At 70.7% G+C, this 26,779-nt stretch carries 28 protein-coding genes, 1 tRNA gene and 1 pseudogene; 16 read left to right on the top strand and 14 right to left on the bottom strand.

Annotation, left to right across the window (positions count from 1 at the left end; all coding sequences use genetic code 11):
• Window positions 1-92: 92 nt before the first annotated feature.
• The 8 genes from ACWDAG_RS00855 to ACWDAG_RS00820 are packed head-to-tail and all read left to right on the top strand — an operon-like array spanning window position 93 to window position 7,937.
• Window positions 93-749, top strand: coding sequence for a helix-turn-helix domain-containing protein (locus ACWDAG_RS00855; protein WP_450693431.1), 657 nt, complete (start codon window positions 93-95; stop codon window positions 747-749).
• A gap of 52 nt (window positions 750-801) precedes the next feature.
• A complete protein-coding gene (locus ACWDAG_RS00850) occupies window positions 802-2,136 on the top strand; it encodes a M24 family metallopeptidase (RefSeq protein ID WP_450693430.1) in 1,335 nt (444 codons plus the stop codon).
• The gene (locus ACWDAG_RS00845; protein ID WP_450693429.1) at window positions 2,136-3,116 is read left to right on the top strand and encodes a thiamine pyrophosphate-dependent dehydrogenase E1 component subunit alpha; all 981 of its coding nucleotides are present in this window, start codon (window positions 2,136-2,138) and stop codon (window positions 3,114-3,116) included. The genes ACWDAG_RS00850 and ACWDAG_RS00845 overlap by 1 nt, the downstream gene beginning before the upstream one ends.
• Window positions 3,104-4,102: an alpha-ketoacid dehydrogenase subunit beta gene (locus tag ACWDAG_RS00840; RefSeq protein ID WP_450693428.1), complete on the top strand. Its 999-nt coding sequence runs from the start codon at window positions 3,104-3,106 to the stop codon at window positions 4,100-4,102. Before ACWDAG_RS00845 ends, ACWDAG_RS00840 begins: the two co-directional genes overlap by 13 nt.
• A 22-nt stretch (window positions 4,103-4,124) precedes the next feature.
• On the top strand, window positions 4,125-5,492 hold the full coding sequence (locus ACWDAG_RS00835; RefSeq protein WP_450693427.1) for an amidohydrolase family protein: 1,368 nt from the start codon (window positions 4,125-4,127) through the stop codon (window positions 5,490-5,492).
• Window positions 5,489-6,364 (top strand): cupin domain-containing protein, encoded by an 876-nt coding sequence (locus ACWDAG_RS00830; protein WP_450693426.1) that lies wholly within the window; start codon window positions 5,489-5,491, stop codon window positions 6,362-6,364. The genes ACWDAG_RS00835 and ACWDAG_RS00830 overlap by 4 nt, the downstream gene beginning before the upstream one ends.
• The gene (locus ACWDAG_RS00825; protein WP_450693425.1) at window positions 6,361-7,050 is read left to right on the top strand and encodes an SDR family NAD(P)-dependent oxidoreductase; all 690 of its coding nucleotides are present in this window, start codon (window positions 6,361-6,363) and stop codon (window positions 7,048-7,050) included. Before ACWDAG_RS00830 ends, ACWDAG_RS00825 begins: the two co-directional genes overlap by 4 nt.
• Complete coding sequence (locus tag ACWDAG_RS00820) at window positions 7,047-7,937, top strand: NAD(P)-dependent oxidoreductase (protein WP_450693424.1); 891 nt, start codon at window positions 7,047-7,049, stop codon at window positions 7,935-7,937. Before ACWDAG_RS00825 ends, ACWDAG_RS00820 begins: the two co-directional genes overlap by 4 nt.
• Before the next feature lies 1 nt (window position 7,938).
• Here ACWDAG_RS00820 and ACWDAG_RS00815 read toward each other — a convergent pair whose 3' ends face one another.
• The 5 genes from ACWDAG_RS00815 to ACWDAG_RS00795 form a co-directional block, all read right to left on the bottom strand.
• Window positions 7,939-8,751 carry an SAM-dependent methyltransferase gene (locus ACWDAG_RS00815; RefSeq protein WP_450693423.1) on the bottom strand — a complete coding sequence of 271 codons (813 nt, stop codon included), beginning with the start codon at window positions 8,749-8,751 and terminating at the stop codon, window positions 7,939-7,941.
• Window positions 8,752-8,810: 59 nt separating this feature from the next.
• Window positions 8,811-9,458 carry an endonuclease gene (locus ACWDAG_RS00810; RefSeq protein WP_450693422.1) on the bottom strand — a complete coding sequence of 216 codons (648 nt, stop codon included), beginning with the start codon at window positions 9,456-9,458 and terminating at the stop codon, window positions 8,811-8,813.
• A complete protein-coding gene (locus tag ACWDAG_RS00805) occupies window positions 9,455-9,787 on the bottom strand; it encodes a DUF3140 domain-containing protein (RefSeq protein ID WP_450693421.1) in 333 nt (110 codons plus the stop codon). The genes ACWDAG_RS00810 and ACWDAG_RS00805 overlap by 4 nt, the downstream gene beginning before the upstream one ends.
• Window positions 9,788-9,845: 58 nt before the next feature.
• Entirely contained in the window at window positions 9,846-10,328 is a 483-nt protein-coding gene (locus tag ACWDAG_RS00800) for a Dps family protein (protein ID WP_450693420.1), read from the bottom strand.
• Window positions 10,329-10,425: 97 nt separating this feature from the next.
• Window positions 10,426-11,235, bottom strand: coding sequence for an alpha/beta hydrolase (locus ACWDAG_RS00795; protein ID WP_450693419.1), 810 nt, complete (start codon window positions 11,233-11,235; stop codon window positions 10,426-10,428).
• Window positions 11,236-11,392: 157 nt separating this feature from the next.
• Between ACWDAG_RS00795 and ACWDAG_RS00790 the strand changes: the two genes are divergently transcribed.
• Complete coding sequence (locus ACWDAG_RS00790; protein ID WP_450693418.1) at window positions 11,393-12,580, top strand: thiolase family protein; 1,188 nt, start codon at window positions 11,393-11,395, stop codon at window positions 12,578-12,580.
• A 302-nt stretch (window positions 12,581-12,882) separates the two neighbouring features.
• Window positions 12,883-13,656, top strand: a complete 774-nt coding sequence (locus ACWDAG_RS00785; protein ID WP_450693417.1) for a sulfite exporter TauE/SafE family protein — start codon at window positions 12,883-12,885, stop codon at window positions 13,654-13,656.
• A gap of 5 nt (window positions 13,657-13,661) precedes the next feature.
• Here the strand turns inward: ACWDAG_RS00785 and ACWDAG_RS00780 are convergent, their stop codons facing one another.
• Window positions 13,662-14,498: an HAD-IIA family hydrolase gene (locus ACWDAG_RS00780; protein ID WP_450693416.1), complete on the bottom strand. Its 837-nt coding sequence runs from the start codon at window positions 14,496-14,498 to the stop codon at window positions 13,662-13,664.
• A 123-nt stretch (window positions 14,499-14,621) separates the two neighbouring features.
• Here ACWDAG_RS00780 and rpmG point away from each other — a divergent pair, with 123 nt between their 5' ends.
• The 4 genes from rpmG to ACWDAG_RS00760 all read left to right on the top strand — a co-directional run bounded on the left by rpmG (window position 14,622) and on the right by ACWDAG_RS00760 (window position 16,119).
• Window positions 14,622-14,786, top strand: coding sequence for a 50S ribosomal protein L33 (rpmG, locus tag ACWDAG_RS00775; protein ID WP_450693415.1), 165 nt, complete (start codon window positions 14,622-14,624; stop codon window positions 14,784-14,786).
• Between the two features lie 72 nt (window positions 14,787-14,858).
• Window positions 14,859-15,119 carry a type B 50S ribosomal protein L31 gene (locus ACWDAG_RS00770; protein WP_450693414.1) on the top strand — a complete coding sequence of 87 codons (261 nt, stop codon included), beginning with the start codon at window positions 14,859-14,861 and terminating at the stop codon, window positions 15,117-15,119.
• Between the two features lie 35 nt (window positions 15,120-15,154).
• On the top strand, window positions 15,155-15,277 hold the full coding sequence (gene ykgO, locus ACWDAG_RS00765; RefSeq protein ID WP_266963304.1) for a type B 50S ribosomal protein L36: 123 nt from the start codon (window positions 15,155-15,157) through the stop codon (window positions 15,275-15,277).
• 95 nt (window positions 15,278-15,372) lie between these two features.
• Window positions 15,373-16,119, top strand: coding sequence for a cobalt-precorrin-6A reductase (locus ACWDAG_RS00760; RefSeq protein ID WP_450693413.1), 747 nt, complete (start codon window positions 15,373-15,375; stop codon window positions 16,117-16,119).
• On the opposite strand, the gene ACWDAG_RS00755 is transcribed toward ACWDAG_RS00760, so the two are convergent.
• From ACWDAG_RS00755 to ACWDAG_RS00740, 4 genes and pseudogenes are all read right to left on the bottom strand, one after another.
• Window positions 16,106-16,633, bottom strand: a complete 528-nt coding sequence (locus tag ACWDAG_RS00755) for a hypothetical protein (protein WP_450693412.1) — start codon at window positions 16,631-16,633, stop codon at window positions 16,106-16,108. The genes ACWDAG_RS00760 and ACWDAG_RS00755 overlap by 14 nt on opposite strands.
• Window positions 16,634-16,640: 7 nt before the next feature.
• A pseudogene (locus ACWDAG_RS00750) lies at window positions 16,641-16,877 on the bottom strand (MFS transporter); the annotation flags it as partial.
• A gap of 17 nt (window positions 16,878-16,894) precedes the next feature.
• Window positions 16,895-17,671 carry a precorrin-6A synthase (deacetylating) gene (gene cobF, locus ACWDAG_RS00745; RefSeq protein ID WP_450693411.1) on the bottom strand — a complete coding sequence of 259 codons (777 nt, stop codon included), beginning with the start codon at window positions 17,669-17,671 and terminating at the stop codon, window positions 16,895-16,897.
• Window positions 17,672-17,757: 86 nt separating this feature from the next.
• Window positions 17,758-19,092, bottom strand: coding sequence for an alpha/beta fold hydrolase (locus ACWDAG_RS00740; protein WP_450693410.1), 1,335 nt, complete (start codon window positions 19,090-19,092; stop codon window positions 17,758-17,760).
• A 68-nt stretch (window positions 19,093-19,160) separates the two neighbouring features.
• On the opposite strand from ACWDAG_RS00740, the gene ACWDAG_RS00735 reads away from it, so the two are divergent.
• The gene (locus ACWDAG_RS00735; RefSeq protein WP_450693409.1) at window positions 19,161-19,778 is read left to right on the top strand and encodes a TetR/AcrR family transcriptional regulator; all 618 of its coding nucleotides are present in this window, start codon (window positions 19,161-19,163) and stop codon (window positions 19,776-19,778) included.
• Window positions 19,779-19,941: 163 nt separating this feature from the next.
• On the opposite strand, the gene ACWDAG_RS00730 is transcribed toward ACWDAG_RS00735, so the two are convergent.
• On the bottom strand, window positions 19,942-20,484 hold the full coding sequence (locus ACWDAG_RS00730; RefSeq protein WP_450693408.1) for a DUF309 domain-containing protein: 543 nt from the start codon (window positions 20,482-20,484) through the stop codon (window positions 19,942-19,944).
• A gap of 100 nt (window positions 20,485-20,584) precedes the next feature.
• Here ACWDAG_RS00730 and ACWDAG_RS00725 point away from each other — a divergent pair.
• A tRNA-Pro gene (locus ACWDAG_RS00725) sits at window positions 20,585-20,658 on the top strand.
• A gap of 166 nt (window positions 20,659-20,824) precedes the next feature.
• Here the strand turns inward: ACWDAG_RS00725 and ACWDAG_RS00720 are convergent.
• From ACWDAG_RS00720 to ACWDAG_RS00710, 3 genes are all read right to left on the bottom strand, one after another.
• Window positions 20,825-21,277 (bottom strand): hypothetical protein, encoded by a 453-nt coding sequence (locus ACWDAG_RS00720; RefSeq protein WP_450693407.1) that lies wholly within the window; start codon window positions 21,275-21,277, stop codon window positions 20,825-20,827.
• A gap of 190 nt (window positions 21,278-21,467) precedes the next feature.
• On the bottom strand, window positions 21,468-22,817 hold the full coding sequence (locus ACWDAG_RS00715; RefSeq protein ID WP_450693406.1) for an extracellular catalytic domain type 1 short-chain-length polyhydroxyalkanoate depolymerase: 1,350 nt from the start codon (window positions 22,815-22,817) through the stop codon (window positions 21,468-21,470).
• An 86-nt stretch (window positions 22,818-22,903) separates the two neighbouring features.
• Window positions 22,904-26,548, bottom strand: a complete 3,645-nt coding sequence (locus ACWDAG_RS00710) for a glycoside hydrolase family 3 C-terminal domain-containing protein (RefSeq protein WP_450693405.1) — start codon at window positions 26,546-26,548, stop codon at window positions 22,904-22,906.
• Between the last annotated feature and the right edge of the window lie 231 nt (window positions 26,549-26,779).

Here is a 26,779-nt window from a genome sequence, read left to right as displayed (position 1 = left end):
CCGCACTTCGCTCCTCGCCTGAGGCCCTGGCGTCACGGCCGGCCCCCGCTGTTCAATGGTGCTGCACATGTCCGCCCGAGAGGGGAGCACCCGTGTCCCCTGCCGCCGTGCCGCCCGTCGGCGCACGCATCCGGCAGGCACGCCTGGCCAAAGGCGTGAGCCTGCGCGCCCTCGCGCGGGAGGTCGGTGTCTCCGCGAGCCTGGTCTCCCAGATCGAGACCGGCAAGAGCCAGCCGTCGGTGAGCACGCTGTACGCCATCACCACCGCACTGTCGATCTCCGTGGAGGCGCTCTTCGACGGCTATGAGGGCGAGCTCCCCGCATCGCCGGTCGTGGCCGCGGCCGCCGCCCCCGCCACCGTCCTGCACGCCCTCGCGGCCTTCGCCGCCGACCCGGGCCGACGCATCGGACCGCTGGTCACACCGGGGGAGCGGGAGCTGCTGGAGCTGGACTCGGGGGTCGTGTGGGAGCGGCTCGGGCGTGTTCCGGGCACGGACGTCGACTTCCTGCTGGTGACCTACCGGCCCGGCGGCTCCTCCTCCAGCTCCGGCGGCCTGATGCGGCACACCGGCACCGAGTACGGCTATCTGACCTCGGGTGAACTGGTCCTCACCCTCGGCTTCGACGAGTACACGCTGGGCCCCGGTGACGCCGTCTGCTTCGAGTCGACGACCCCGCACCGCTACCGGAATGATGGAACTGAACCGGCCGTCGGGGTCTGGTTCGTGTTCGGCCAGAGTGTTCAGTAACACTTGACACCTGCCCGGTGTGGTCGTTCACTCCGGAGTGGGGGTGGTCGCCATGGCGATCCGCACATATGGACCCAACGCCGTCGACTGGGAAGAGCGCATCGACCTGGACCGGCTGCGCAAGCAGCGCCTGGCCCGGCTCAACGAGACCCTGAACCGCTCCTCGCTGGGCGCGGTGCTCAGCTTCGACTTCGCCAACATCCGCTATATGACCGCCACGCACATCGGCACCTGGGCGATGGACAAGCTGATCCGCTTCGCCCTGCTGGTGCGCGGCGGCGAACCGGTCGTCTGGGACTTCGGCTCCGCGGCCCGCCACCACCAGCTGTACAACCCGTGGCTGGACTACAGCGACGGCAAGGGCGGCCCGCCCACCGGCGCCCGCGCCGGCATCTCCACCCTGCGCGGCGCCTTCCACCCGGAGGCGGGGATCGCCGAGGACGTCGCCGCCAAGATCGCCACCGAGCTGCGCGAGCACGGCCTCGCGGGCGAACCGCTCGGCATCGACGTCGCCGAGATGCCGATCCTTGCCGCCCTGCGCGCCGAGGGCATCGACGTCGTCGACGGCCAACAGGTCTTCCTGGAGGCCCGCCGCACCAAGACCCGCGACGAGATCTCCCTGCTCACCCAGGCGTGCGCGATGGTCGACGCGGCCTACGAGGAGCTGTACGGCTACCTGCGCCCGGGCGTGCGCGAGAACGAGTGCGTCGGCCTGGTCAGCAAGGTCCTCTACGACCTCGGCAGCGAGTACGTCGAAGGCGTCAACGCCATCTCCGGCGAACGCTGTTCACCCCACCCGCACGTCTACAGCGACCGCCTGATCCGCCCCGGCGACCCCGCCTTCTTCGACATCCTGCACAGCCACCTCGGCTACCGCACCTGCTACTACCGCACCTTCGCGGTCGGCAGCGCCTCCCGCGCCCAACGGGACGCGTACGTCCGCTGCCGCGAGTACATGGACCAGGCCATCGCCCTCGTCCGCCCCGGCGCCACCACCGCCGACATCGTCCAAGTGTGGCCGCGCGCCGAGGAGTTCGGCTTCGCCGACGAGACCGCCGCCTTCGCCCTGCAGTACGGCCACGGGGTCGGCCTGTCGATCTGGGAGAAGCCCATCTTCAGCCGGCTGGTCTCCCTCGACCACCCCGAAGTCCTCGAAGAGGGCATGGTGTTCGCCCTGGAGACCTACTGGCCGGCCGCCGACGGCTGGTCCGCGGCCCGCATCGAGGAGGAACTGGTCGTCACCGCCCACGGCTGCGAGGTCATCACCAAGTTCCCCGCCGAGGAACTGCTGGTGGCGGGCCGCAAGTACTGGACGGTCGGCGGCGAGCTCAACACCCGGCGCGAGGCCCAGTCCCACCTCAACACCCCTACCAGCGGGGGCACTTGATGGCTGACCGCGACGAACTCCTCACCCTGTACGAGCAGATGGCCGTCATCCGCCGTACGGAGAAGGCCGCCCACGACCTGTTCCTGTCCGGACTGGTCAAGGGCACCACCCACCTCGCCGCCGGGCACGAGGCGATCGCCGTCGGCGCGAGCGCAGCCCTGCGCCCCGACGACTACGTCTTCGCCACCTACCGCGGCCACCACCACGCGATGGCCCGCGGCGCCACCCCCGAGGAGTGCCTCGCCGAACTCATGCAGAGGGCAACGGGGTTGTGCAGGGCCAAGGGCGGCTCCATGCACCTCACCAAGGCGGACGCGTTCATGCTCGGCTCGTACGCCATCGTCGGCGCCCACCTGCCGATGGCCGTCGGCGCCGCATGGTCGGCCCGGCTGCGCGGGACGCAGCAGGTGGCCGTCGCCTTCTTCGGCGACGGCGCCACCAACATCGGCGCCTTCCACGAGGCGCTCAACCTGGCAGCCGTATGGAAGCTGCCGGTGCTGTTCGTCTGCGAGAACAACCTGTACATGGAGTACACGCCGATCGCCGACGTCACGGCCGTCGCCCGCCCGGCGGCCGACCGGGCGCCCGCGTACGGCATCCCCGGCGAGGTCGTCGACGGCAACGACGTCGTCGCCGTGAAGGAGGCGGTCGCCCGCCTCGCCGGGCGGGCCCGGGCGGGAGACGGGCCTGCTCTGCTGGAGGCCGAGACCTACCGCCACTTCGGGCACAGCCGCGCCGACCCGGCCACCTACCGTCCGGCCGAGGAGGTCGAACGCTGGCTCAAGCACGACCCGTTGGACGTCGCCCGCGGACGCCTCGTCGAGCTGGGGGCGGACGAGGCGACGGTCACCGCGGCCGACGAGCGCGCCCGTGACCTCGTACAGCAGGCGGTCGAGGCGGCGAAGAACGCGCCGCCGCCCGATCCCGGCGAGGCGCTGACCGACGTATGGGCGGACGGAGGTGCGGCATGGCGGACGTGAGCTCGGACCGTGACGTCATCACCTACCGCGAGGCGGTCGCCGAGGGCATCGCGCGGGAGATGCGCCGCGACCCTGCCGTGGTCTGCCTCGGCGAGGACATCGGCGAGGCCGGTGGGGTGTTCAAGACGACCGTCGGGCTGCTGAAGGAGTTCGGGCCCGAGCGGGTGTGGGACACGCCCATCTCCGAACAGGCCATCGTGGGCGCGGCGATGGGCGCCGCGATGACCGGGATGCGGCCGGTCGCCGAGATCATGTTCTCCGACTTCCTGGCCTGCTGCTGGGACTACCTCGCCAACGAGATACCGAAGGTGCGGTACATGACGGGCGGTCAGGTCACCGTGCCGCTCGTGGTGCGCACCGCCAACGGCGGCGGTCTCGGCTTCGGAGCCCAGCACTCGCAGGCCACGGAGAACTGGGCGCTGACCGTCCCGGGGCTGAAGATCGCGGCCCCCGCCACGCCCGCCGACGTCATCGGCATGATGGCGGCGGCCATTCGCAGTGACGACCCCGTGGTCTTCTTCGAGCACAAGGGGCTGCTGGCGAGCAAGGGTGCGCCCGCGCCGCCGGATCACGTGGTCGAGCTGGGCCGCGCCACTGTGGTGCGCGAGGGCGCCGACGTGACACTGGTCGCGCTCGCCTCCATGGTCCCGGTGGCGCTGCGGGCCGCCTCGCGGCTGTCCGCAGAGGGCATCGACACCGAGGTCGTCGACCTGCGCTGCCTCGTCCCGCTCGACGTCGCCACCGTCCTCGCCTCCCTGGCGAAGACCTCGCGGCTGGTGACCGTCGAGGAGAACCCCTACCAGGGCGGCTGGGGCGCCACCCTCGTGTCGATCGTCGCCGACGAGGGCTTCACGCTGCTGGACGCGCCGGTGCGCCGGGTGGCGGGGGAGTGCGTGCCGCTGCCGTTCGCCGACGCGCTGGAGGAGCAAGTCATTCCCACTGTGGACAAGGTCGTGGCGGCCGTGCGGAATCTCGCCGCGTACTGAACACCCCTGAGGAGGAAGCGCGATGACCGATCGGATACTGCTTCGCGCGGGGCACGTGCTCTCGATGGATCCCTCCGTCGGCGATCTGCCGAGGGGTGACGTCCTCATCGAGGACGGCAGGATCGCGGCCGTACAGCCGGAGATCAGCGCCGATGCCGAGGTCCTCGACATGAGCGGCCGCATCGTGATCCCCGGGTTCGTCGACACCCACCGCCACACCTGGGAGGCCTCGATCCGCGGCGTCGCCCCCGACGCCACCCTCGACGACTACTTCGTCGACATCCTCGACACCTTCGCCCCGCTGTACACCCCCGAGGACGTGTACGCGGCCAACCTCGCCGGCGCCCTGGAGTGCCTCAACGCCGGTATCACCACGCTCGTCGACTGGTCCCACATCAACAACACGCCCGAGCACCCGGACGCCGCGATCAAGGCGCTCACGGAGACCGGCATCCGCGCCCAGTACGCCTACGGCAGCGCCAACACCTCCCTCGCGGACTACTGGTTCGAGAGCAAGATCGCGATCCCGGGCGACGACGTCCGCCGTATCCGCGCCAAGTACTTCTCCTCCGACGACGGCCTGCTGACCATGGCGCTCGCCACGCGCGGCCCCGGCTTCTGCGTCAACGACGTCGTCACCTCCGAATGGGCCCTCGCCCGTGAGCTCGGCATCCCGATCACCGTGCATGTGGCGATGGGGCGCCTCGCCGGCCGCTTCGGCATGGTGAAACAGCTCAACGACCTCGGCCTGCTCGGCCCGGACACCACCTACATCCACTGCTGCTACCTCCACGAGGACGAGTGGCAGATGGTCGCCGACAGCGGCGGTACGGTCTCCATCGCGCCGCAGGTGGAGACCCAGATGGGGCACGGCTGGCCGCCCGTGATGGCGGCGATCGAGCACGGGCTGCGCCCCTCCCTGAGCATCGATGTCGTCACCACCGTGCCCGGCGACATGTTCACCCAGATCCGCGCGGCCTTCGGCGCCGAGCGCGCCCGGCTCAACGCCGACTGCTGGCAGGCCAACATGCCCGTGCCAGAGAGCATGTTGACGGCACGTCAGATGCTGGAGATCGCGACGAGCAACGGCGCGCATGTCGCGGGACTGGAGCACCGCACCGGTTCCCTGACCCCCGGCAAGCGCGCCGACGTCGTCGCCCTCGACGCCACCGCGCTGAACATCGCGCCGGTGCACGACGCGGCCTCCGCGGTCACGCTGTGCGCGGACGTCTCCAACGTCGAGACGGTCATCGTCGACGGGGTGATCCGCAAGCGCGACGGCAGGCTGACGGCCGATGTCGCACGCGCCCGGCAACTCGTCGAGGAGTCCCGCGACCGGCTCCTGGCGGCGAAGGAAGCGAAGGCGAAGGAGGCGAAGCCGACCGCATGACCCGGCATCTGGTGCGGCGGGCCGCCGACGCGACCGAGCCGCCGTACGACGCACACGGCCACCGGCGGCGCACACTCGTCGGCGAGGACGACGGCAGCGTGCACACCGGCTTCGGCCTGTGCGAACTGCGCCCGGACGGCGCGGTGCCGGCGCATGTGCACTCGTACGAGGAGAGCTTCCACATCCTCGACGGGACGGTGATCCTCGACATGCCCGAGGGCTCGTACCTCCTGGAGGAGGGCGACTACGGCATCCTCCCGACCGGCGTCCCGCACGCCTGGCGCGGCACCGGGGACACGCCCGCACGCTGGGCGGACATGCTGGCGCCGGTCCCGAGGGCGCGCTACGGGTACGACACGCAGGCAGTGCGCGACCTGCCTCTGCGCAGTCCCGTCCGTATCGACGTCCGCGACCCGCGCACCCGCAACTTCGGCCACTTCGAGCCCGCCCAGATGGACCCCGGCAAACAGTCCCAGGATCTCCTCGCCGTCTCGGCGAGCATGCGCACCGCGCTGCTCGTCTACAGCGGCATCACCGTCAAGATGATGGTCGACAGCGACCTCGGCGCGGTCGCATCGACGATGTTCATGGTCCAGTACGCGCCCGACGGCGTCGCCGGCACCCACGACCACCCCTTCGAGGAGACGTACTACTTCCTCGAAGGGGAGGCGGACGCGGTGTTCGACGGCGAGCGCTACCGGCTCGGGCCCGGCGACTGCGCCTGGGCGGGCGCCGGCTGCGTGCACGGTTTCGCCAACGCCGGTACGGGACCGCTGCGTTGGCTGGAGACTCAGGCGCCGCAGCCGCCGCCGCGCCACTCGTACCGGTTCACACGGGACTGGGAGTACCTGAGGGAGGCCCTGGAGTCATGAGTAGCGTCGTGGTGGTCGGCGGTACGTCGGGCATCGGCCGCGAGTTCGCCCGGGTCCGGGCCGAGGGGGGCGACGAGGTAATCCTCACCGGCCGCGACCGGGACCGCGCCGACACCGTCGCCAAGGAGATCGGCGGGCGAGGCCTGGCCCTCGACCTGTCCCGGCCGCGCGAGATCGCCGCGGCGCTGGCGGACGTCGGACGCGTCGACCACCTGGTCCTCGCGGGCGTCTCCCGCGACGAGAACCGGGCGACGGACTACGACATCACGGCCGCCCTGCGCCTGGTCACCCTCAAGCTGGTCGGCTACACCGAGGTCGTGCACGTGCTGCGGCCGCGCATGACCGACGACAGCGCGATCGTCATCTTCGGCGGCCAGGCCAAGGAGCGCCCCTACCCCGGCGCGACCACCGTGGCCACGGTCAACGCAGGCGTACGGGGCCTGGTGAACACCCTCGCGGTCGAACTCGCGCCGGTCCGCGTCAACGCCGTCCACCCCGGAGTCGTGGGCGACAGCCCCTACTGGCAGGCCAAGCCGGAGGAGGTACTGGCCGCCCTGCGCGCCAGGACCCCGACCGGACGGCTCGCCACCGTGGCGGACGTGGTGGACTCGGTGGACTTCCTGCTGCGCAACCGGTCGGTCAACGCAGTGGAGTTGAGCGTGGACGGGGGGTGGCTGCTGGGGTGAGCGAAACAGATGACCTGAAGCCGCGCGTCGCGGTGATCGGCACCGGCCGTATGGGCGCGGCCATGGCGATACGGCTGCGCGAGGCCGGCCTCGCGGTGACGGCGTACAACCGCACCCGCGCCAAGGCCGAGGCGACCGGGGCCGCCGTCGTCGGCACGCCCCGCCACGCGGCCGCGGCGGCGGACGTCGTCCTCGTCTCCCTCGCGGACGACACGGCCGTAAGGGAGGCGTACGGCGGGGAGGACGGCATCGCCGCCGGGCTGCGTGCCGGGGCGGTGGTCGTGGAGACCAGCACCGTCGCCCCCGAGACGGTGACCGCCCTGGCAACCCTGGTCGAGAAGGCGGGCGCGGCCCTGCTGGACGCCCCGGTCTCCGGCAGCGTCGTCTTCGTCGAACAGGGCAGGCTCACCGTCATGGAGGGCGGGGACGCATCCGCCCTGGAACGGGCCCGCCCCGTGCTGGAGGTGCTGGCCGCCCACATCGTCCATGTCGGCCCCGCCGGCACGGGCGCGGCGATGAAGCTGGCCGTCAACTCCCTGCTCCTCGGCCTCAACCAGGCACTCTCGGAGGCGCTCGTCCTCGCCGAACGGGCGGGGGTGTCCCGGGAGTCGGCGTACGAGGTGTTCGCGGCCGGTGCCGCAGGGGCGCCGTTCGTGCAGTACAAGAAGGAGGCGTATCTGCACCCGGAGACGGCGACGGTCGCGTTCACTCTCGAACTCGTCGCCAAGGACCTCGACCTGGCCCTTGCGCTCGCCGAGCGCGTGGGCGCACCCATGCACCAGGCAGTCGCCAACAGGCGGCTGGTGGGTGAAGCAGTGGAACAGGGCCTGGGCCGACGCGACTTGAGCGCGCTGGCGGACTTCCTCCGTGGTGACCGGCGGCCCTGAGTCAGCCCTTGACGCCGACGCCCCCGTACAGCGACACGGGCCCCTCACCGTCCGGTGTCTCGTCCACGCCGAGCTCCGGATGCCAGTCCACCACGGACACGATGCCCGGCTCGATGAGGTCGAGTCCCTTGAAGAAGCCGCCCATTTCGGCGTGCGTGCGGGCCACCAGGGTCACTCCGCCCGCCGCGTAGGCCTCGATGCCCCGCCGTACGTTCTCCGGCTCGAAGTCCGCCGTCATCGCGGACAGGACCAGACAACTGCCCGGGGCGAGGGCGTCGACGAGGGTGCCCACCAGGTCGTAGGCGCCGTCCTCGTCGGCGATGAAGTGCAGCAGGGCGATCAGGGAGAGGGCGACCGGGCGTTCGAAGTCGAGGATGCGGCCCGCCTGTTCGAGGATGGCGGCGGGGTCGCGGGCGTCGGCCTGCAGATACTCGGTGACGCCCTCCGGGGTGCCGCGCAGCAGGGCGCCGGCGTGGGCGAGGACGATCGGGTCGTTGTCGACGTAGACGACGCGCGCGTCCGGTGCGACGCGCTGGGCGATCTGGTGGAGGTTGGGCTCGGTGGGGATGCCCGTCCCGATGTCGAGGAACTGGCAGATCCCCGACTGCTCGACGAGCCTGCGCGTGGCGCGCTGCATGAACCGGCGGTTGGCGCGGGCGGCCCGCGGCGCATCCCCCTGCATGGACGCGATCTGCCGACCCAGTTGCTCGTCGACGGGGTAGTTGTCCTTGCCGCCGAGGTACCAGTCGTAGACACGGGCCGGGTGCGGCCTGGTCGTGTCGATCCGCTGTGCGGCCGGCTCGGTCCCCGTCACGTGACGCTCCTCTGCTCGACAGGCCCGGAAAAGGCGTGCGTGCGAGCAGTGTTACACGATCATGCTGCGCGGCGGAGACTGTCTTCGGCCACCTCCTTGTCGAGCGCCGCCCGCACCAACGCGGCGGCGAGCACCGCCGGTTGGGTGTTCCCGGCGAGCTTCACCAACCGGTCCGGGTCCTTCGGCAGTCCCAGCCGTTCAGCTCCGTCGAGCGCCTTGCGGTCCAGGTAGGGTCCGGCTTGCGGCCACACCCGCTGGACTTCGCGCAGGAAGATGTCGGCGCCGGCCGGGCCCAGACCCGGGACCTCCTGGAGCAGACGGCGCAGTTCGCCGACATCGCCGTCCGCCTCCTTCCGCAGCCGGCGCAGATCCCCGCCCCAACGCTCGGTCAACAGCTGGGCGCCGTCGCCGAGTTGGGTGGCGGTGCGCTCGTCGTAGCGCCGGTAGCCGCCGCGGCCGAGGGCGTCCACCCGCTGCTGCCAGTCGGCCCCGGCCATCCGGCGCGGGTCGCGCAGACCCGCCCGGTACAGCTCGCGGGCCGTGTCGACGGCGATCGACCCGCGGATGCGGGCACTGAGCAGCAGCGCGAGAACCAGCAGCCGGTACAGCGGCTGTGGGGTGTCCCTGAGCGTGATGCCCGCCTCCTCGGCGAACGTCTGCCCGTGCGCGCGCACGAGTTCGCGTACGACGTCCTGCTGACGGCTCATGGCTTCAGCGGGTCATGGCCGATCGTCATCAGCCGGTGCCGGCGGTCGGTGTCCTCGGCCTCCGGCTCGTTCTCCAGGTCCGACTGCTCGGTGACCGTGTCCACGACTTCGTACATCACGCGTACGTCGTCGTCGGTGAGGTCCGTGCGCCGTTTCTGCAGGATCGCGAGGACGTGCTGTCCGATGGGCGAGCCCGCCTGGTCGGGCAGCGGCTCGGTGTTCTCGTCGGCGTCGCTCACCCGCAGCCAGGCGGCGAGCTCCTGGGAGGTCATGTTCACCGCGCGGTGGAAGTCGTCCCACAGCGCGTCGAGTTCGAGGGCGTCGGTCATCGAGTGCCCCTTCCGTACGTGCATGGTCCCCGTACGTGCATGGTCCGGCCGTCGACGGTCAGTCCTCGCGCGGCCAGTTCTCCGCGTCGAACATCCACCGCTGCTTCTCGAGCTCCGAGGTGAGGGAGATCAGCAGGTCCTGGGTGACGGGGTCCGGCTCGGCGGTCGCGGCGATGCGCTCGCGCAGCCGTCCGATCGCCGCCTCCAGCGCGTCCACGATCAGCTGGACGACGTCCGTGTCGCGCACCCAGCCGTCCTTCGGGCCCGGCAGCGTGTAGGCCGCCGCGATCGTCTCGGGCCGGCCGTCGGGCGGCAGGCCGAGTGCCGAGGAGCGCTCGGCGACCGTGTCGGCGTACGAGCGGGCCGTGGCCACCACCTCGTCGAGCTGGAGGTGGATCGAGCGGAAACGCGGGCCCACGATGTTCCAGTGCACCTGCTTCGCGATCAGTGAGAGCCCGAGAAGATCCACGAGAGTGCTCTGCAGCGCGTCGCCGGCGATCTTGCGGGCCGGTTCCGGAAGTGTGCTCTTCACCGCGGTCATGGGCGCTTCTCCTTCCAGCCGTTGCGGTCACTCCACGCGGGCTCGGGTGCCCAGGGCCAAGTGGTGCAAACAAGACGCGGGACCGCCAGGTGCCGTCTCAGCCCGTGAGCACACCGTCCAGGAACCGGGACAGATCCGCGAAGACCTCGGCCTTGTTGGTCTCGTTGAACACCTCGTGCCGGGCGCCGGGATAGATCCGCTCGGTGAGGTTGCCGCCGCTGAACTGCTCGACGCCGACGCGGCTCCCGGCGAGCGGGACCAGCCGGTCGTCGTCGCCGTGCAGCCACAACAGCGGGAGCCGACCGACGTCGCCGTTCTTGGCGACGGTCTTCAGCGTCCGGGCGAACGCCTCCACGGTCGGCCGCTTCATCGGGCCGTGCCAGACCAGCGGATCGGCCACGTACGCCGCCCCGACCGCCGCATCCCGGGAGAGCGAGGCCGGACCGATGGGCGTATCGGGGATCTCGTCGAGTGCGAGCAGCTGCCCCGGCAGCTCCCATGCGCCGATCACCGGCCCGGACAGCACGAGCGCGGCGAGCTCGTCGCCGTACCTCTGGGCGTAACGGGCCGAGATCAGCCCGCCCATGGAGTGCCCGACCAGCACGACGGGCGCCCCCGGGTGCAGGGACCGCGCCAGCTCCGCCACCAGATGGACGTCACCGACCACGTCCTCGAAGTCCTCGATCAGCACCCGCTCGCCGGCCGACCTGCCGTGCCCGACATGATCGGGGGCGAAGACCGCGGCGCCGTGCTCGACCAGCACCCCGGCCAGTTCCTCGTACCGCCCCGCGTGCTCCCCGTAACCGTGCACCACCAGCGCCAGATACCGGGGCCGCTCCCGGGGCCACTCGCGTACGGCGATCGAACCGTGGCTCCCCGTGAGGACGTGCTCGCGGGCGTCGGCCATGTCTCCTCCAGCTGCGTCGGTGAAGGTCCTGGTTCCTGGTGACCTGGTGTCCTGGTGACCTTCCGGGATCTTCCCAGGGGACGCGGCAGCGGTCTACACTCCAAAACTAGCAGCGCTAATTAATTGTTCGAGTGTGCCGTCGGTCAGGAGTCCTGTCGTGCGCCCCGTCCACTTCGCGGCCGCCCGCCGCACCCCCATCGGCAAGCTGCGCGGAGCCCTGTCCTCCGTGCGCCCCGACGACCTCGCCGCGCACGTGATCCGCGCTCTCGTCGCCGACGTCCCCGCCCTCGACCCGGCACGCGTCGACGACGTCTACTGGGGCGCCGCCAACCAGGCGGGCGAGGACAACCGCAACGTCGCCCGGATGGCCGCGCTGCTCGCCGGCCTCCCCGAATCCGTCCCCGGCGCCACGGTCAACCGCCTGTGCGCCTCGGGCCTGGAGGCGGTGACAACCGCCGCCCGCACCATCGCCGCCGGGGAGGCCGACATCGTCCTCGCGGGCGGCTCCGAGTCGATGAGTCGCGCCCCCTTCGTGCTGCCCCGCCCCGACGAGGCCCTCCCGCACCGCATCGAGACCGTCGACACCCGCCTCGGCTGGCGCCTGGTCAACCCGGCGATGAAGGACCTCCATGGCCTGCTGTCCATGGGCGAGACCGCGGAGGAGGTCGCCGACCGGCACGGCATCACCCGCGAACGCCAGGACGAGTTCGCCCTGCGCAGCCACCAACGCGCCGCGGACGCCCGTAAGAACGGCCACTTCGACGACGAACTCCTGCCGGTGGAGCGCCCCGACGGCGTGCTCGTCGATGCCGATGAATGCATCCGTGAGGACACGTCGTACGAGAAACTCTCCCGCCTGAAGCCGGTCTTCCGGGCGGGCGGCACGGTGACGGCGGGCAACGCCTCACCCATGAACGACGGCGCCGCGGGCCTCCTCCTGGTCAGCGAGGAGGCGCTCAACGACCTGGGCCTGGAATCCCTGGGCCGTTACGTCGCCGGCGCCTCGGCCGGAGTCCACCCCGACGTGATGGGCATCGGCCCGGTCCCCGCCACCCGCAAGGCCCTCACCCGCGCCGACTGGACGATCGCCGACATCCAGGAGGCCGAATTCAACGAGGCGTTCGCCGCCCAGGCCCTCGCCTGCGTCGACCAGCTCGGCATCGACCCCGACCTGGTCAACCCGAGCGGCGGCGCGATCGCCCTGGGGCACCCGCTGGGCTGCTCGGGGGCACGGATCCTGACCACCTTGCTGCACCGGATGCGGCGGACGGGGGCGGAGCGGGGGCTGGCGACGATGTGCGTAGGGGTCGGGCAGGGGTGTGCGGTGCTGGTGGAGCGGCACTGAGCGCGCCGCGGGTTGTGCGGCGATCTGCCGTCTTCCGGCTGCGGCGTCGTCGCGGCTGGTCGCGCAGTTCCCCGCGCCCCTGAAGGGGCGCTGGCCGAACCGCAGGGGATTTCGCGAGGCCCGCTGGACGGCACCCCTGCACGCCGGTCCGCGCACCTCAGCCCGTCCGGCGTTCGAGGACGAGGCCGTTCAGGCCGAAGCGGGGGTCTGGGGGCGGCAGCCCCCAGCACACCACCGCCGGGTGCCAACCAGCGAGACGGTACTTACACGCCCCGTTGGCTGCACATAGCATCGGTCCCCGCATGAACACGATGACGCTCTGGCACATAACCGGCTGGGAGTTCGCCGCCCTCGCCTTCGCAGCCCTCCTCGTCGGCTTCTCCAAAACAGCCGTGAGCGGGGCGAACACGGTGAGCCTCGCCATCTTCGCGGCGGTCCTGCCCGCCCGCGCCTCCACCGGCGTACTCCTGCCGATCCTGATCGTCGGCGACGTCCTCGCCGTCCTCACCTACCGCCGACACGCCCACTGGCCCACGCTGTGGCGGCTGTTCCCGGCGGTCGCGGCAGGCGTGGTCGTCGGCACGGTGTTCCTGGTGTGGGCCGACGACGGGGTCGTACGGACGTCGATCGGCGCGATCCTGCTGCTGATGGCGGGCGTGACGGTGTGGCGGCGGCGCACGGCGGAGGCCGACGAGGAGCCGGACTCGGTGGCCACTAGGTCCGGTCGGGTCAAGGCCCGCTCGTACGGCGTGCTCGGCGGCTTCACCACGATGGTCGCCAACGCGGGCGGCCCGGTGATGTCGATGTACCTGCTGTCGGCGGGCTTCCGGAAACTCGGCTTCCTGGGCACGTCGGCGTTCTTCTTCCTGATCGTGAACGTGTCGAAGGTGCCCTTCAGTGCCGGCCTCGGCCTGATCGACGGCCGCTCGCTGCTCCTTGACGCCGCACTCGCGGTGTTCGTCGTGCCCGGTGCGTTGTTCGGCAAATGGGCTGTGAACCGAATCAACCAGCGCCTCTTCGAACAACTCGTGATCGCCGCCACGATCGTGGGTGGCCTGCAGCTGCTACTGAGCTGACCGACCTACGTCTCCGCCGAACCCCGCAACAACCCCGGCAGATCCGCGAACGACTCGATGACGTGATCCGGCGTACCGCTCGCGTCCCGATGCGTCTCGGGCAGATACTTCCCCGTCTTCACCAGCACCCCCGTGATCCCCGCGCGCTGCGCCGCCAGCACATCGGACTCGATGTCGTCCCCGACCATCAGCGCCTCACCCGCCCCCACCCCGAGCCGCGCCAGCCCCGCCTCGAAGAACGCCGCCGACGGCTTCCCGGTCACCTCCGCCTCCGTCCGGGCCGCCTGCTCCAGCCCGACGAGAAACGCTCCGGAGTCGAGCTGCAGCCCGGCATCGGTACGCCAGTACAGATTCCGGTGTACGGCCACCAGTCGGGCCCCGCGCTGCAGATACCCGAAGGCCCGGTTGAGCGCGTCGTAGCCGAACTCCGGCCCCGCACCCCCGACGATCACGACGTCCGGCACGCTCTCCGCATCCTCGGGGTCGAGCAGCGCGACCCCGCTGAGATCCTCCCGGATGTCCCCGCTGTTCAGCAGCACACACCGCGCCCCCGGGCACTGCCCGGCGAGATACGCGGCGGTGGCGACGGGCGCGGTCAGGATGTCCTCCGCGTCGACCGCGAACCCCGCCTCCCGCAGGGTCCCGGCGATGGACGCCCGGGTCCGCGACGTCGTGTTGGTGACCAGCGCGACCCCGAACCCGGCCTCCCGGATCTCCCGCAATGCCTCCACCGCCCCAGGCAACGGCTCCCACGAGACCGTGAGCACCCCGTCGATGTCGATGAGGACGGCACGCACGGACTCACGTACAGACCCGCTCAGGGACTCACGCACTGACTCCATGCCTGGACGATAACCGCGCACCACCCGCCACCCCGGGAATGCGACGGCCGAAGGCGTTGTTGGACCGGCTGTGATTGACATGCTCGGATCAATGATCCGTGGCGTGGGCGAAGGGAGAACCTCATGGCACGCAGCACCGCGCGCCCCGTCGTCAAGCTGAAGTCGACGGCCGGCACCGGCGTCACCTACGTGACCCGCAAGAACCGCGTCAACGACCCCGACCGACTCGTCCTGCGCAAGTACGACCCCGTGGCCGGCGCGCACGTCGAGTTCCGCGAGGAGCGCTGAAGCAGCCCGCGACGACCAGACCGCGGCCTTGAGGAACCACCCTCCGGCCGCGGTCCCGGAAAGGAAAACCCCATGAAGCCCCGCATCCATCCCGACTCCCGGTACGTGGTCTTCCGCGACCGCACCGCGGACGTCACCTTCCTGACCCGCTCCACCGCCGACTCCTCGAAGACGATCGAGTGGGAGGACGGCCGCACCTACCCCGTGATCGATGTCGAGATCTCCTCGGCCTCCCACCCCTTCTACACGGGCAGGTCGCGGGTCCTGGACACGGCCGGCCGGGTGGAGCGCTTCGAGCGCCGCTACGGCCGCTCCACGGCGACCCGTCACTGACGCGGTCCCGCGCCCTACCCGAGGAGGCCAGAACCATGAAGGTCCGCAAGTCCCTGCGCGCACTGAAGTCCAAGCCCGGAGCCCAGGTGGTCCGCCGACGCGGCGTGGTCTACGTGATCAACAAGAAGGACCCCCGCTTCAAGGCCCGCCAGGGCTGAGCACATGAACAAGACGCCCGCCCGGCACCCCCGCCGGGCGGCCGTCCCGCATCCCCCGCAACCGCGCCCACCGCCGACCTCGTACGCTCGCACCCATGTCCCCCCACGTCCTGATCCTCGGCGGCACCACCGAGGCCCGCGAACTGGCCGCCGCGCTCACGGCGCTCCCGGGCGTCCGCGTCACGACCTCGCTCGCGGGGCGGGTGACCCGGCCGGGCGCGCTCGCAGGAGACGTACGCGTCGGAGGCTTCGGCGGGGCGGAAGGGCTGGCCGACTGGCTGCGCGAGCAGCGCGTGGACGCCCTCGTCGACGCCACGCACCCCTTCGCCGAGGCCATCACGGCGAACGCGGCCCAGGCCGCGTCGGCGACCGGCGTCCCGGCGGTCGTCCTGCGCCGGCCGGGCTGGCGGCCCGGTCCCGAGGACCGCTGGCACATGGTCCCGTCTCTCGCCGCGGCGGCGGACCTGCTGCCGCGCTTCGGCCCCCGCGTCTTCCTCACCACGGGACGCATGGGCCTGTCCGCCTTCGCCCACTTGACGAACCGTCACTTCGTCGTACGGTCCGTGGAGCCCCCCGAGCCGCCGATGCCGCCGCACACGGAAGTGCTGCTGGCGCGCGGGCCGTTCACGGTGGACGACGAGACGGCGCTGCTGCGCGAGTACCTGGTCGACGTCGTGGTGACGAAGGACAGCGGGGGAGAGGCGACAGCCGCCAAGCTCACGGCCGCCCGCGGACTTGGGCTGCCGGTCGTGGTCGTGCGAAGGCCGCCGTTGCCGGAGGGAGTGACCGCCGTCCCCGATGTGCCGGAGGCTCTCGCCCGGCTGGGCCTCAGCCCGTCGTGACCGAGGCTCGCAGCCGGCCGATCGCGCGCGGGATCTCGGCGAGGTTCTTGGCGCTCTTGATCCAGGCGGGCAGTCGCGCCACCAGCGTCATCTTCTGCCCGGTGTCGTACCAGGGCGCCCGCTCCCGCAGGTCGGCGGCGACGAACCGCCGGATCAGGTCGAGGTGTTCGAGGTTGTACGCCCACAGCTCACCGTGCCTGGTATCCGCCCGCAGCCACAGAGCCGGGGCCGGCCGGCAGCATCTCTGACCGGGCCGCCGTGTCCCACGGTGCGGTCCGGTGTCGATGCGGGACAGGCCGCAGGAGCGGCAGACCAGACGCTCTTCCGGGTACGTCCGGCCCCGGGTGTCCGCCGTCCGGCCCGGGCGCCGCTCGGAGTGGGCGACGCGGTCGCAGCGTGGGCAGCGCACCAGCTTGGACCCGGCGAAGTCGTACGCAGTGCGACGGTGGTCGTGGAAGCGGACGGGTGCGGGAGACGTGGGGCGAGTATGGCGACCCTCCGCCTCGCGGGGCACGCCGTTTTCAGGCGGCGGCAGCGGTGACCGGCTCCCGTGACCGCTGAGGCGGACCGGTGCTCAGGTCCTCGACCAGGAGGCGCTTGGCGATGGTGTCCACCGCAGCTCGAAGGTCCGTTCCGGCGGGGCGGCCCACGTCCTCCTGGACGCGTGCCTCCAGCCAGCTGCCCCATGACTCGGTGATCACCGCGGCCTCCCGTTCGCCCGCCTCGGTGTGGGAGAGGAGATAGCCGTCGCGGGACAGCGACTCCGGCTGCATGCCTACTGGTCCCCGGGACGCCTGCGCAGCAGATACGTGTCCATGATCCACCCCTTGCGCTCGCGGGCCTCGGCCCGCAGCCGCTCGATCCGCGGCGCGACCTCACCGATCGGCCCGGAGGCGAGGATCTCGTCCGGGGTGCCGATGTACGCGCCCCAGTAGATGTCGATGTCCTCGTCGGCGTACTGCCGGAAGGTCTGGTGGGCGTCCAGCATCACGACCACGTCGTCCACCCCCTCCGGGAAGCCCTCGGCGAGCCGCCGCCCGGTGGTGATCTGGACGGGCCGGGCCACCCGGTTCAGCCCCGTACGATGCCGGGCGACCAGCGCGGACACACTGCTGATGCCGGGAACGACGTCATAGTCGAACTCAACGGCACCCCGCTCCCGCACCTCCTCCAGAATCCCGATCGTGCTGTCGTACAACGCCGGATCCCCCCACACCAGGAACGCGCCGCTCTCGTCCTCGCCCAACTCCTCGGCGATCAGCTGCTCGTAGATGTCGGCGCGGGCACTGCGCCACTCCCCGACAGCGGGGGAGTAGGCCGCACCGCCGGCCCTGCGGTCCCGCTCCGGATCCCTCGCCTCGACCACCCGGTACGACGCCCCGTCCGGTATGTGCGTGTCGAGCATGTCCCGGCGGAGGCGGGTGAGGTCGTCCTTCACCTCACCCTTCTCGAGAATGAAGAACACGTCCGTGCTCCGCAGCGCCCTGACCGCCTGCAGGGTGAGCTGGTCGGGGTCGCCCGCGCCGATACCGATGACATGAATCTTTCGCACACCCCGAGTCTGCCGCACACCACTGACAGTCCGTACACCGCATCCCTGACGAGCGGGTAGGGGGCGACGGACCGCTCTGTCTTCCCTCATTTGTGGTCGTGCAGAAACGCAGGGATCTCGTCGCGGGTCGGGGAGTTCGGCAGGGGCGCCGGCCTGCCCTGAAGGAACGCGGTGATGACGGCCACGGCCCGGCCGTTGTTGTCGCCGAGGCCGTTCCACAAGTGGTGTCCGACGCCGGGCAGGTACTGCGTGCGCTGGATGGCGGGGTCATCGGCAAGGACGGCGGTCGCCCACTGGCGGAGCTGGGAGGAGCACTCGGCGATCATGAGCATCGCGGGGGTCCGGGAGCGCCTCAGTTGCGCGGCGATGGAGGGCGAGTCCCTGACCGTCTGCTGGATGCGGAGACTGGCGGCGGCGCTGAAGGAGAAGTTCTGCGCGGTGTCCTCGACGGGGATGCGGTGCGCGTCGCGTGCGCAGTAGGCGGATGCGGTGTCGCTGCCGAGGTCGGCGGCGGTGAACGCGTTGTCGCCTTCGGCCTGTCCGATCAGCCCGGTGTCGGGGGTGAGGAGTCCGAGTCGCATGAGGCCGAAGGTCACGGCGTACCGGGGGACGTGTGTCGATCGCGGTCCGGACATGGCCGGCGCGAGGCCGCGGGCGGATTTTCGGCCCTTGTGCCCGGTGATGTGCGCGGTGGGGCCGTCCATGGGTCCGGGCTCGGCGATGATCGCCCGGTGCAGGCGTGCGGCGACGCGTGGGTCGGCCAGGGCTCGGGTGAGCACGGCCCCGCCCGAGGAGAATCCGAGGATGTCGACCCTTCCCTTGTCCAGGCGGTCGACGAAGGCGCCGAGGTCGCGGACCGACCTGGAGATCGTGTACTGGCCCATGGGGAGCAGGTCGCTTCGTCCGCCGCCGGCCTGTTCGTAGGCGTAGACGTCGTATCCCTGGTGTGCCAGGAGTTGCAGGAACCGGTGGTCGAGCACGGAGATGCCACGGACCGGTCCGCCGTTGAGGTACACGAGCGGGATGGGATGCCGGGGTCCGGAGCGCGCGGGCGGGTAGTGGTACACGGCGACCCGGCTGCCTGTGGCCAGCCTCCAGTGCTGGGTGGCCACGAACGGCAGGGCGGGCGGGTACCGCCGGGCGGTCGGCACGGTCGGGATGCAGACCGCCGCCGTCAATGCTGCCGCGACGACCACCGGCAGAAACGGCACGAGCCGCGCCGGCCAGGTGCGGCGCCGACCCCGCCACAGCGCGAGGACCGCCCCGACTCCCACGGTCGTCAGCCAGGCGACGAGCCCCGTGCCCTCTCCGTCCGTGAGGGCGATCAGTGCGAGAAAGACGACGACCAGGGCCGCGACGGCGGCCAGGGCCAGCAATAAGCGTCCGGTGAGGGGGGCGAGACGTAGGGCGTACGTGGGCACGGCGGACCTCCGGGCAGTTTCAGAACTCTGTTTCAAAACGACGTTATCAGAGACGGTAGGCTGCTGCCGTGGGTAGGCCGAGAACGAACGACGAAGCTGTCAAAGAGCGGCTTGTGGTGTGCGCGACCGAGATGCTCGCCACGCTCCCGCGAGAGTCGGTCACGGTCCGCGCCGTGGCCGCCGCTGCCGAGGCGTCGACGACGGCGGTGTACTCCTTGTTCGGCGGCAAGGACGGACTCATCGGTGCGGTGCGCGACAGAGCCGTCGCCGGCCTTTTCCAGGACCTGTCGGCGGTGCCGACCTCCGCGGACCCGCTCGCCGACCTCTACGCGCTGGCCTTCGCCTACCGCCGCTGGGGGCGCGGACACAGCCACCTCTACACGGTGCTGTTCGGCGGTGTGCAGTCCTTCGACCCGTCAGGGGAGGCCGGTGCCCGTGACCCGATCCGTCCGCTCCTCGCGGCGATCTACCGCGCGCTGGCGGCGTCCGTACTCGACGGCGACGCAACGTCGATCGCCCTGTCGATCTGGGCCACCCTGCACGGGCTCGTGACTCTCGAACTGGCCGGGGCTCTGGACACCACCACGGCCGAGGCCGCATTCCGCTCCACGATCCACGCCACGCTGCGCGGATGGACGACCCCGGCGGTCTTCCGCGATCTTCGCCGAGCAGAACCCGCTCGGTGACATGAACGGGGCCGGTGTCCGGGCTCTCCCGGGCACGGCTCCATGGACGAAAGGCCGTTGGTGCCGGAGATGGGCTGCGGTACCGGTCAGGCGACGCGCTGAATCATTCGCAGCAACCACCGGCCGTGGCTTGGTCCCCTGGTGGAGAGGATTACGCCGATCCCTATGGGGTCCGCCCGCGCAACCGCGGCGCCCGTGCCCCCGCATCGACAGCCTCGCCACCACCCTCAACGTCGTCCGCCAGCTCACGCCCCCAGCCGACAAGCCCCACGAGATCCATCCCGTACGGCCGCTGCCGCCCCGATTCCGCGGCCCACTGCTCCACGGCCCCGGCCCCCCGACGCAGCAACCTGGCGCCGCCGGTGACGTTCCCCCGAGCGGCATGCGTGAGCCCTACGGCGATCTGCGCCAGCCCCCGCCACAGCTCCCGCTCCTCCACCGGCCCCGACTTCCATGCATCCTCGAACACCTCATGCGCATGAAAAGGCTTGCCGGCGTCCAGCAGCGCCTGCGCCTCGGCGACGCTCTGCTCCGGGGTGCGCACGACACCCTCGGGCTGCCGGGCCACCCCGTCCGCGCCGTACGGCAGTGGCCGCCCGAGCCCGTCCCGCGGCCGGGCATTGCGCGCCCGCCCCTCACCGTCCCGGTCCCGCGCCCCGGCCGCCCGGCCCGACGACCCGCTGCTCCTGCGTCCCGCACTGCCCATACGCCCGATTGTCCCCCTCCACCGACCGGCTTCGGCACCACCCCGCACGTGGGGTAAAGTGCTGTCCGCGCGATCACGCGGTTCACCGCGGTAAGCGCATCGGGACGTGGCGCAGCTTGGTAGCGCACTTGACTGGGGGTCAAGGGGTCGCAGGTTCAAATCCTGTCGTCCCGACTGGAGTCTTCTCCGTAGTCGCAGGTCAGGGCCTTGGATCACATCATGTGAGACGAGGCCCTCGATCGTTTCTGGGGACTCGTCTGCGCAATTTCTCACAGACACGGCCGGTCCGTTGGCGGGGGCCCTGCATGCTTCACGCCGGAGTGCCGCCCACCCCTCGGCTTCAGATGTGTCGTTCTTGGCCCAGCAGGACCCCGGTCCGCATCAGTTCCAGGCGGATCTCCTCGGCACTGACCTCCTGGCAGTCCAGAGCCTGCTTCAGGGCCAACTGACCTTCATGCAGAGGTTTGCCAGCCATTCGGAACGGGCGGAGCAGCATGTCGGGCGTAATCCCCGCCGCGCAACACTCCTGTGCCGTGCGCGGCGAGAACACTCCGATTTCGAGCCACTGCGCGGTTTGGCGATCAACGGTAATTGAGTTCTCGCGCTCGACATAGCGCCGCGCGCAGAGCTGTTCCAGCTTCGGAAGCTCCGCGATGCGGACCCAGGGACGCCGGCTGCGGGCGCTCTGAGGCGGAAAGGGACGAAGAGCACTCGGAGTGACCTGGCCCGGGAAAGGATCCCGAGGCCGATCCGATGGCTCCGAGGACGAGACTCTCAGCCGTGCGTCGGCCATCTTCTCGCGGATCTTGAAGGTTGTTCGTCCGAAGCCCTCCCCTGCGTGTGCGGCAGCACCACTGCTCCGCCGTTCCTCTGAGTGGCGGAGTCGCCCGCCGGTAGGCCGGCGCCGCGTCAAGGGGGCGCGTTCCCGTCGGAGTTTTCGCCGTGTCCGGGCCGGGGCGTGCCCGGCCCGGACAGGGATGGAGTCAGCTGAGGTTCCACTTCTGGTTGTTGCCGCCGCTGCAGCTCCACAGTTGAACCGGGGTGCCGTTGGCAGTAGAGGCGCCGGTGACGTCCAGGCACAGGCCGGACTGGACGCCGGTGACCGTTCCGTCGGTGTTCAGGTTCCACTTCTGGTTGTCGCCGCCGTTGCACGGCCAGGTCACCACCTTGGTGCCGGACGTGGTCTGGTGGTTGTAGGCGTCCAGACACAAGGTGGTGCCCGACATGGTCACCGTCAGTTGGCCGGACCCGGTGCGGGTCCAGAGCTGGTTGGCCCCGCCGTAGCAGTCGTAGATCTGCAGCTGCGTACCTGCCGTCGTCGACGCGTTCGGCACGTCCAGGCACTTGCCTGCACCCACCGCGTGCAGCGCACCGGAGGTGCTGGGCGGCGGAGGGGTGGTGCCGCCGCCGTCGAGACCGAGGAAGGTGATGGCGTAGGCGAGCATGCCGGGCTGCGGCAGGGTGTGGCCGGTGCCCGCGATGCTGATGCCTTCGACGGGGGACTGCGGGCCGGTGTCGCCGTAGCGGGTGCGGGTCCAGGATGACTGCGGCTGGTCGGTGGCGGTGGGTGTCTGACTCAGGCCGTGGAGGTTGGTCCACTGCTTGATCTCCTCGCCGAAGTTGGGATAGGCGAGGGTCGTGTCGGTGGTGCCGTGCCACGCCTGCATGCGCGGGTAGCGGCCGGTGTAGCCCGGATACATGGAGCGGGCCAGGTCGCCCCATTGCTGAGCCGATTTGATGATGCTGCCGCCGGCGCACTGGCTGTTCCACATGGAGCCGTTGTCGGTGGCGAAGCAGCCCGCCGGCACCCCGGAGAACGCTGAGGCGGCACTGAAGACATCGGGGTATTCGGCGGCCAGCACATTCGTCATCATGGCTCCCGACGAGAACCCGCTGACGACGATGCGGGCCGGGTCGACGTTGTAGCGCTGGCGTGTGTAACCGACCATCGACATGATGCCGGTGGAGTCGCTGCCGCCGTCACGCTTGAGCGCCGCCGGGGACGAGACGTCGAAGCAGTGCCCGTCGCGGGTGGCCTCGGGCAGGACGATGATGTAGCCGTACCGGTCGGCGGCGGTCACGTAGTCGTGTCCGTTGCCGCCGAAGATCCCACCGGCCGAGCCTCCGCAGTAGTGGACCAGGACCAGCAGGGCGGGCCTGGGTGCCAGGTGGTCGGGCACGTAGAGGTACATGTTGAGGTTGGTGGGGTTGTTCCCGAAGCCGGTGACGCGGGTCAGGCTCGCCGCGGCCGCGGGTTGGGGTGCCAGGAGAGTCAAGGCTGCGACCAGTGGCAGGAGCACCATCGCCAGGACCGCGCGCAGAGTGCGTCTCATGGATGAACCTCTTTCCGGTGATCGGTAGGGCCCTTGCGGACGCCCGGCGGGCGCCGCATGATCCTGCGCCCGCCGGGGACGGGTGGTCAGCCGATGGCTGTGGCGAAGATGTGCATGGCCACCTGGCCCGACACTGCTTCGGAGCCGACGTTCGGCAGGGTCAGATAGGCCACGGTCTTGCCTGCCCGGAGCGGCACGGTGGCGCCGTACACATTCACCTTCTGCTGGACCTTGCCGCCGGCGTTGTTGAAGTAGTCGGTCGTGGCGACGATGTCGGAGCCGTAGGAGGGCGTGGTGCTCCACCAGTCGGCGAAGGACAGGGTGTACTTCTGGCTGGTGCCGTCGGTGTAGGTGATCAGGCCGGTGCCGGAGGCGTTGCCGTAGTCGGCGGTGCCGAGGAAGCCGAGCTTGGCGCCGCTTCCGGAGAACGGCACGGTCTGGCCGCCGGCCACGATGTTGTCGGGCTTGCCGGTGCCGGTGGTGGGCCAGGTGAAGGTCAGTCCGTCGTGGGTGACGGTGCCGCCGGAGGTGATCCCCTGGGCGGCGAGCGCTTGCTGGGACAGGCTCTGACCTCCGCCGTCGAGATCGCCGGCGCGAGGGTTGGCGTCATCGCTGATGGCGGTGTTCTTGGTGATGTCGCTGAGGGACGCGTAGGGGACGAACAGTTGGCCGGCCGCGTCGTCGCTGGCCCGGGCGCCCTGGTAGTCCGCCGAAGCGGCGAGGTCGAAGGTGCCGGGTTTGACACCGGCGGGCGGCGTGACCGTCCAGGTGGTCCTGACCGAGGCGCCGGCCGGGATGGCGGGGAAGGCGGCCGGTGAGGTGGGGGTGGCCCGCCAGCCGTCGGGCACGTCCAGAGTGACCGAGGCGTTCGCCAGGGCGGTCGGGCCGGTGTTGGTGTAGGTGGTGGTCGCCGTCACGGGGGAACCGGGCTTGACGATGGGGTCGGCGGACAGGGCCAGGCTGTGGTGGACGCGGATCACGGCGGAGCCGGTGACGCCGCGCACGGTCGCGCGGATGGTGGCGACGCCGTTGCCCACCGCGGTGACCAGCCCCTTGCCGTTGACGGTGGCGACGGAGGGGTCGCTGCTCGTGTAGCGGACCTTGGTCCTGGACAGGTCCAGGAAGGAGCCGTCGTCGTTGACGGCCTCCACGACGTGGTCGGCGGTGACGTTCAGGTTGCGGCCGGGCTGAGCCGTGGGGTCGGTGTCGTCCTTGATCCACTGGTTGCGGGCGGTGAGGTCGATGGTGTCGCCCGCGCTGTGGACCACGGCCTCCGGCTGTACGGTCACGTACTTCACGTGCGGGGTGAGGCTGCCGTGCACGGTGACCTTGGCCGCTCCGGCGGTGGTGGCGGAGTCCGGCCCCACCTCGAAACGGTACGTGCCCTCATGGACGACCTGCTTGGCCTTCCGGCCGTCGTGGAAGGCGAGGTCGGGCACCCGGACGCGCAGGGTGACGTGCTGGGTGGCGCCGGGCCCCAGGACCCGGGTCTTCTGGAAGCCCACGAGCCGCTTCTTCGGCAGTTCGCGGTCCTTGACCGTGAAGTCGGTGGCCGCGTAGAGCTGGGCGACGGTGGTTCCGGGCACGGTGCCGGTGTTGGTGACGTCGAAGCGGACCTTCACCGTTCCGTCGGCGTGCACCGAGGAGCGGTCGGCGCGGACGTGGGAGTAGGCGAAGGTGGTGTAGCTCAGCCCGTGGCCGAAGGGGTAGGTCGGCGTGCCGGTGAAGTACTGGTAGGTGCGGCCCAGACCGCCGGTCCCGCCGGGTGTGAGGTCGTAGTCGGAGAGGGCGGGCAGCTGGGAGTCGTCCTTGTACCAGGTGAAGTTGAGGTGCCCGCTGGGGTTCTGCTTGCCGAACAGGACGTCGGCGAGGGCGTCACCCTGGCTTTCACCGTTGTAGCCGGCGAAGACGATCGAGGCCACCTTGGCGCGGTAGGGCTCGATGGCGACGGGCCCGTCGGACTGGATGTCCAGCACCGTCCTGGGGTTGCCCAGGGCGGTGACCTGGTCGATGAGGCTGCCGTAGTTGCCGGGCAGGGCCAGCCCGCCGCGGTCCTTGCCCTCGCCCGCGGTGGCGTCGTCGGTGCCGACCGCGACGACCACCAGGTCGGCGCTCTTGACGGCGGCCCGGGTCTCGGCGCTCAACGTCGCCGGGCCGGTCGCGGTGCTGGAGGTGCCGGCCGCGTCGTGGACGATCTGCGCGTCGGGGTTGGCCGCCTTGACCTGGGCCGTGATGCCCTTGACGGCATCCACCTTCTTGGTGGGATCGCCGGAGTAGCCGCCGAGGGTGACCTTCCCTGCCTGGTCGCCGACGATGACGACTTTCTTCAGTGTGGCCGGGTCGGCCGGCAGCAGCGGCTTGTCGTGGCCCGTGACCTTGTCGTTCTGCAGGAGGACGAGCGCGTTGTCGGCGACGGTCCGGGCCAGCCCCTGGTGGGCCGGGGACTCGATGACGTCCTTGGTGATCTTCGTGTATTCCTGCTGGTTCACCGGGTCGAACTCACCGGTCCGCATCCGGACGGTGAACAGGTGCACCAGCGCGTTGTCGATGACGCCTTCGCTGAGGACGCCGGCCTTGATCGCCTGCTCCAGGTTGGCCGAGGTGGCCTCCGCGCCCGTGCAGTTGACGTGGGTGCCCGCCCGCAGTGCGTAGGCCTGACCGCCCGCTGCTCCCGACACCTGCCGTCCCGTGGCGGTGCTGGTCCACGTCGCATTGGCGCCCTTGTGGTCCGTGGTCCAGCCGGGCGGCGCCCAGTCGTGGCCGGCCGGGAAGGACTGGTACGTGGTGCCGACCGCGCCGCAGTCGGAGGTGATGTACCCGCCGAAGCCGTACGTGCGCTGCGCGATCTGGTTGGTGGTGTACGTGTTGGCCGCCGACGGGGTGCCGTTGATCGCGTTGTACGACGTCATCAGGCCTGCGACACGCGACTTCTCGATGAGGCTCCTGAACTGTGCGGTGTAGTAGTCGTACAGGTCGTCGTCCGACACGTTCGAGCTGATCCCGGTGCGGTCTTGCTCGACGTTGTTGAGCGCGTAGTGCTTCGCCGTCGCGGCGACCTTCAGGTACTTGCTCCGTGCGGTGCCGTCGGGGCTCTGGCCCTGATATCCGTTGACGAACGCGCCGGCCATCTGCGCGGTGAAGTACGGGTCCTCGCCGAACGCCTCATCGGTGCGGCCCCAGCGCGGGTCACGGTCGAGATTGACCGTCGGTGCCCAGTAGGTGAGCATCCCGTAGTTGTCCTTCGAGGGCCCGAGGTTGTTCTGCCCGGTTCCCCACAGCGACTTGTCCAGCAGGCCCCGGGCCTCGTCGGAGATCGCCGTCGTCTCCTTGTACATCAGGTCCTTGTCCCAGGACATGGACGCGGCGAAGTTGGTGGGGAAGCTGGTGGCGTGCACACCGCCGGTCACGGAGCCCGGATGGGTGTTGGCGTACAGCGCGTTGATGCCGTGCTGTCCCTCGCTCCAGTACGTGTACTGCTGTACGCCCAGCCGCGGAATGGCCGGCGCGCTGTTGGTGCGCAGTTGCTGGACCTTCTCGTCCAGGGACATCCGTGAGACGAGGTCAGCGGCCCGCTCAGGGAAGGAATACGAGGTGTCGAGATAGATGGGCGGGGACGCTCGGACCGCGGTCGGCGGACCGGCATGAGCCGTGCCGCCGACCGCACCGAGCAGACCGATGGAGCACACGGCTGCCATGGCCGCGCGTAAGAGAGGTGTGGTGGTTCTGGGCATCGCGCGCCTCCTAGCGCATCGTTTGGGGGAAGGGAGCAGCCGCGCGAGGTCTCCAGGGGGTCTCCGCCACGCGGCTGCGAGCGGCATCGCCCAGGTCACGCGCGGCTCGGCGACGGCAGGTCGCGGCGATGTCGGCCTGCACCGTGTTGTCGGTGACGTCGACGCGAACGGCGCCCGCGGAGTCGAGTGGGCCGCGAGGCACGGCGGAGCCGCCGAAACCGCCGCTGTGAG

It is taken from the genome of Streptomyces sp. NPDC001157, from assembly GCF_053598255.1.
The sequence above is the reverse complement of the archived record's forward strand: the minus strand, read 5'-3'. Positions and strand labels throughout refer to the sequence as shown.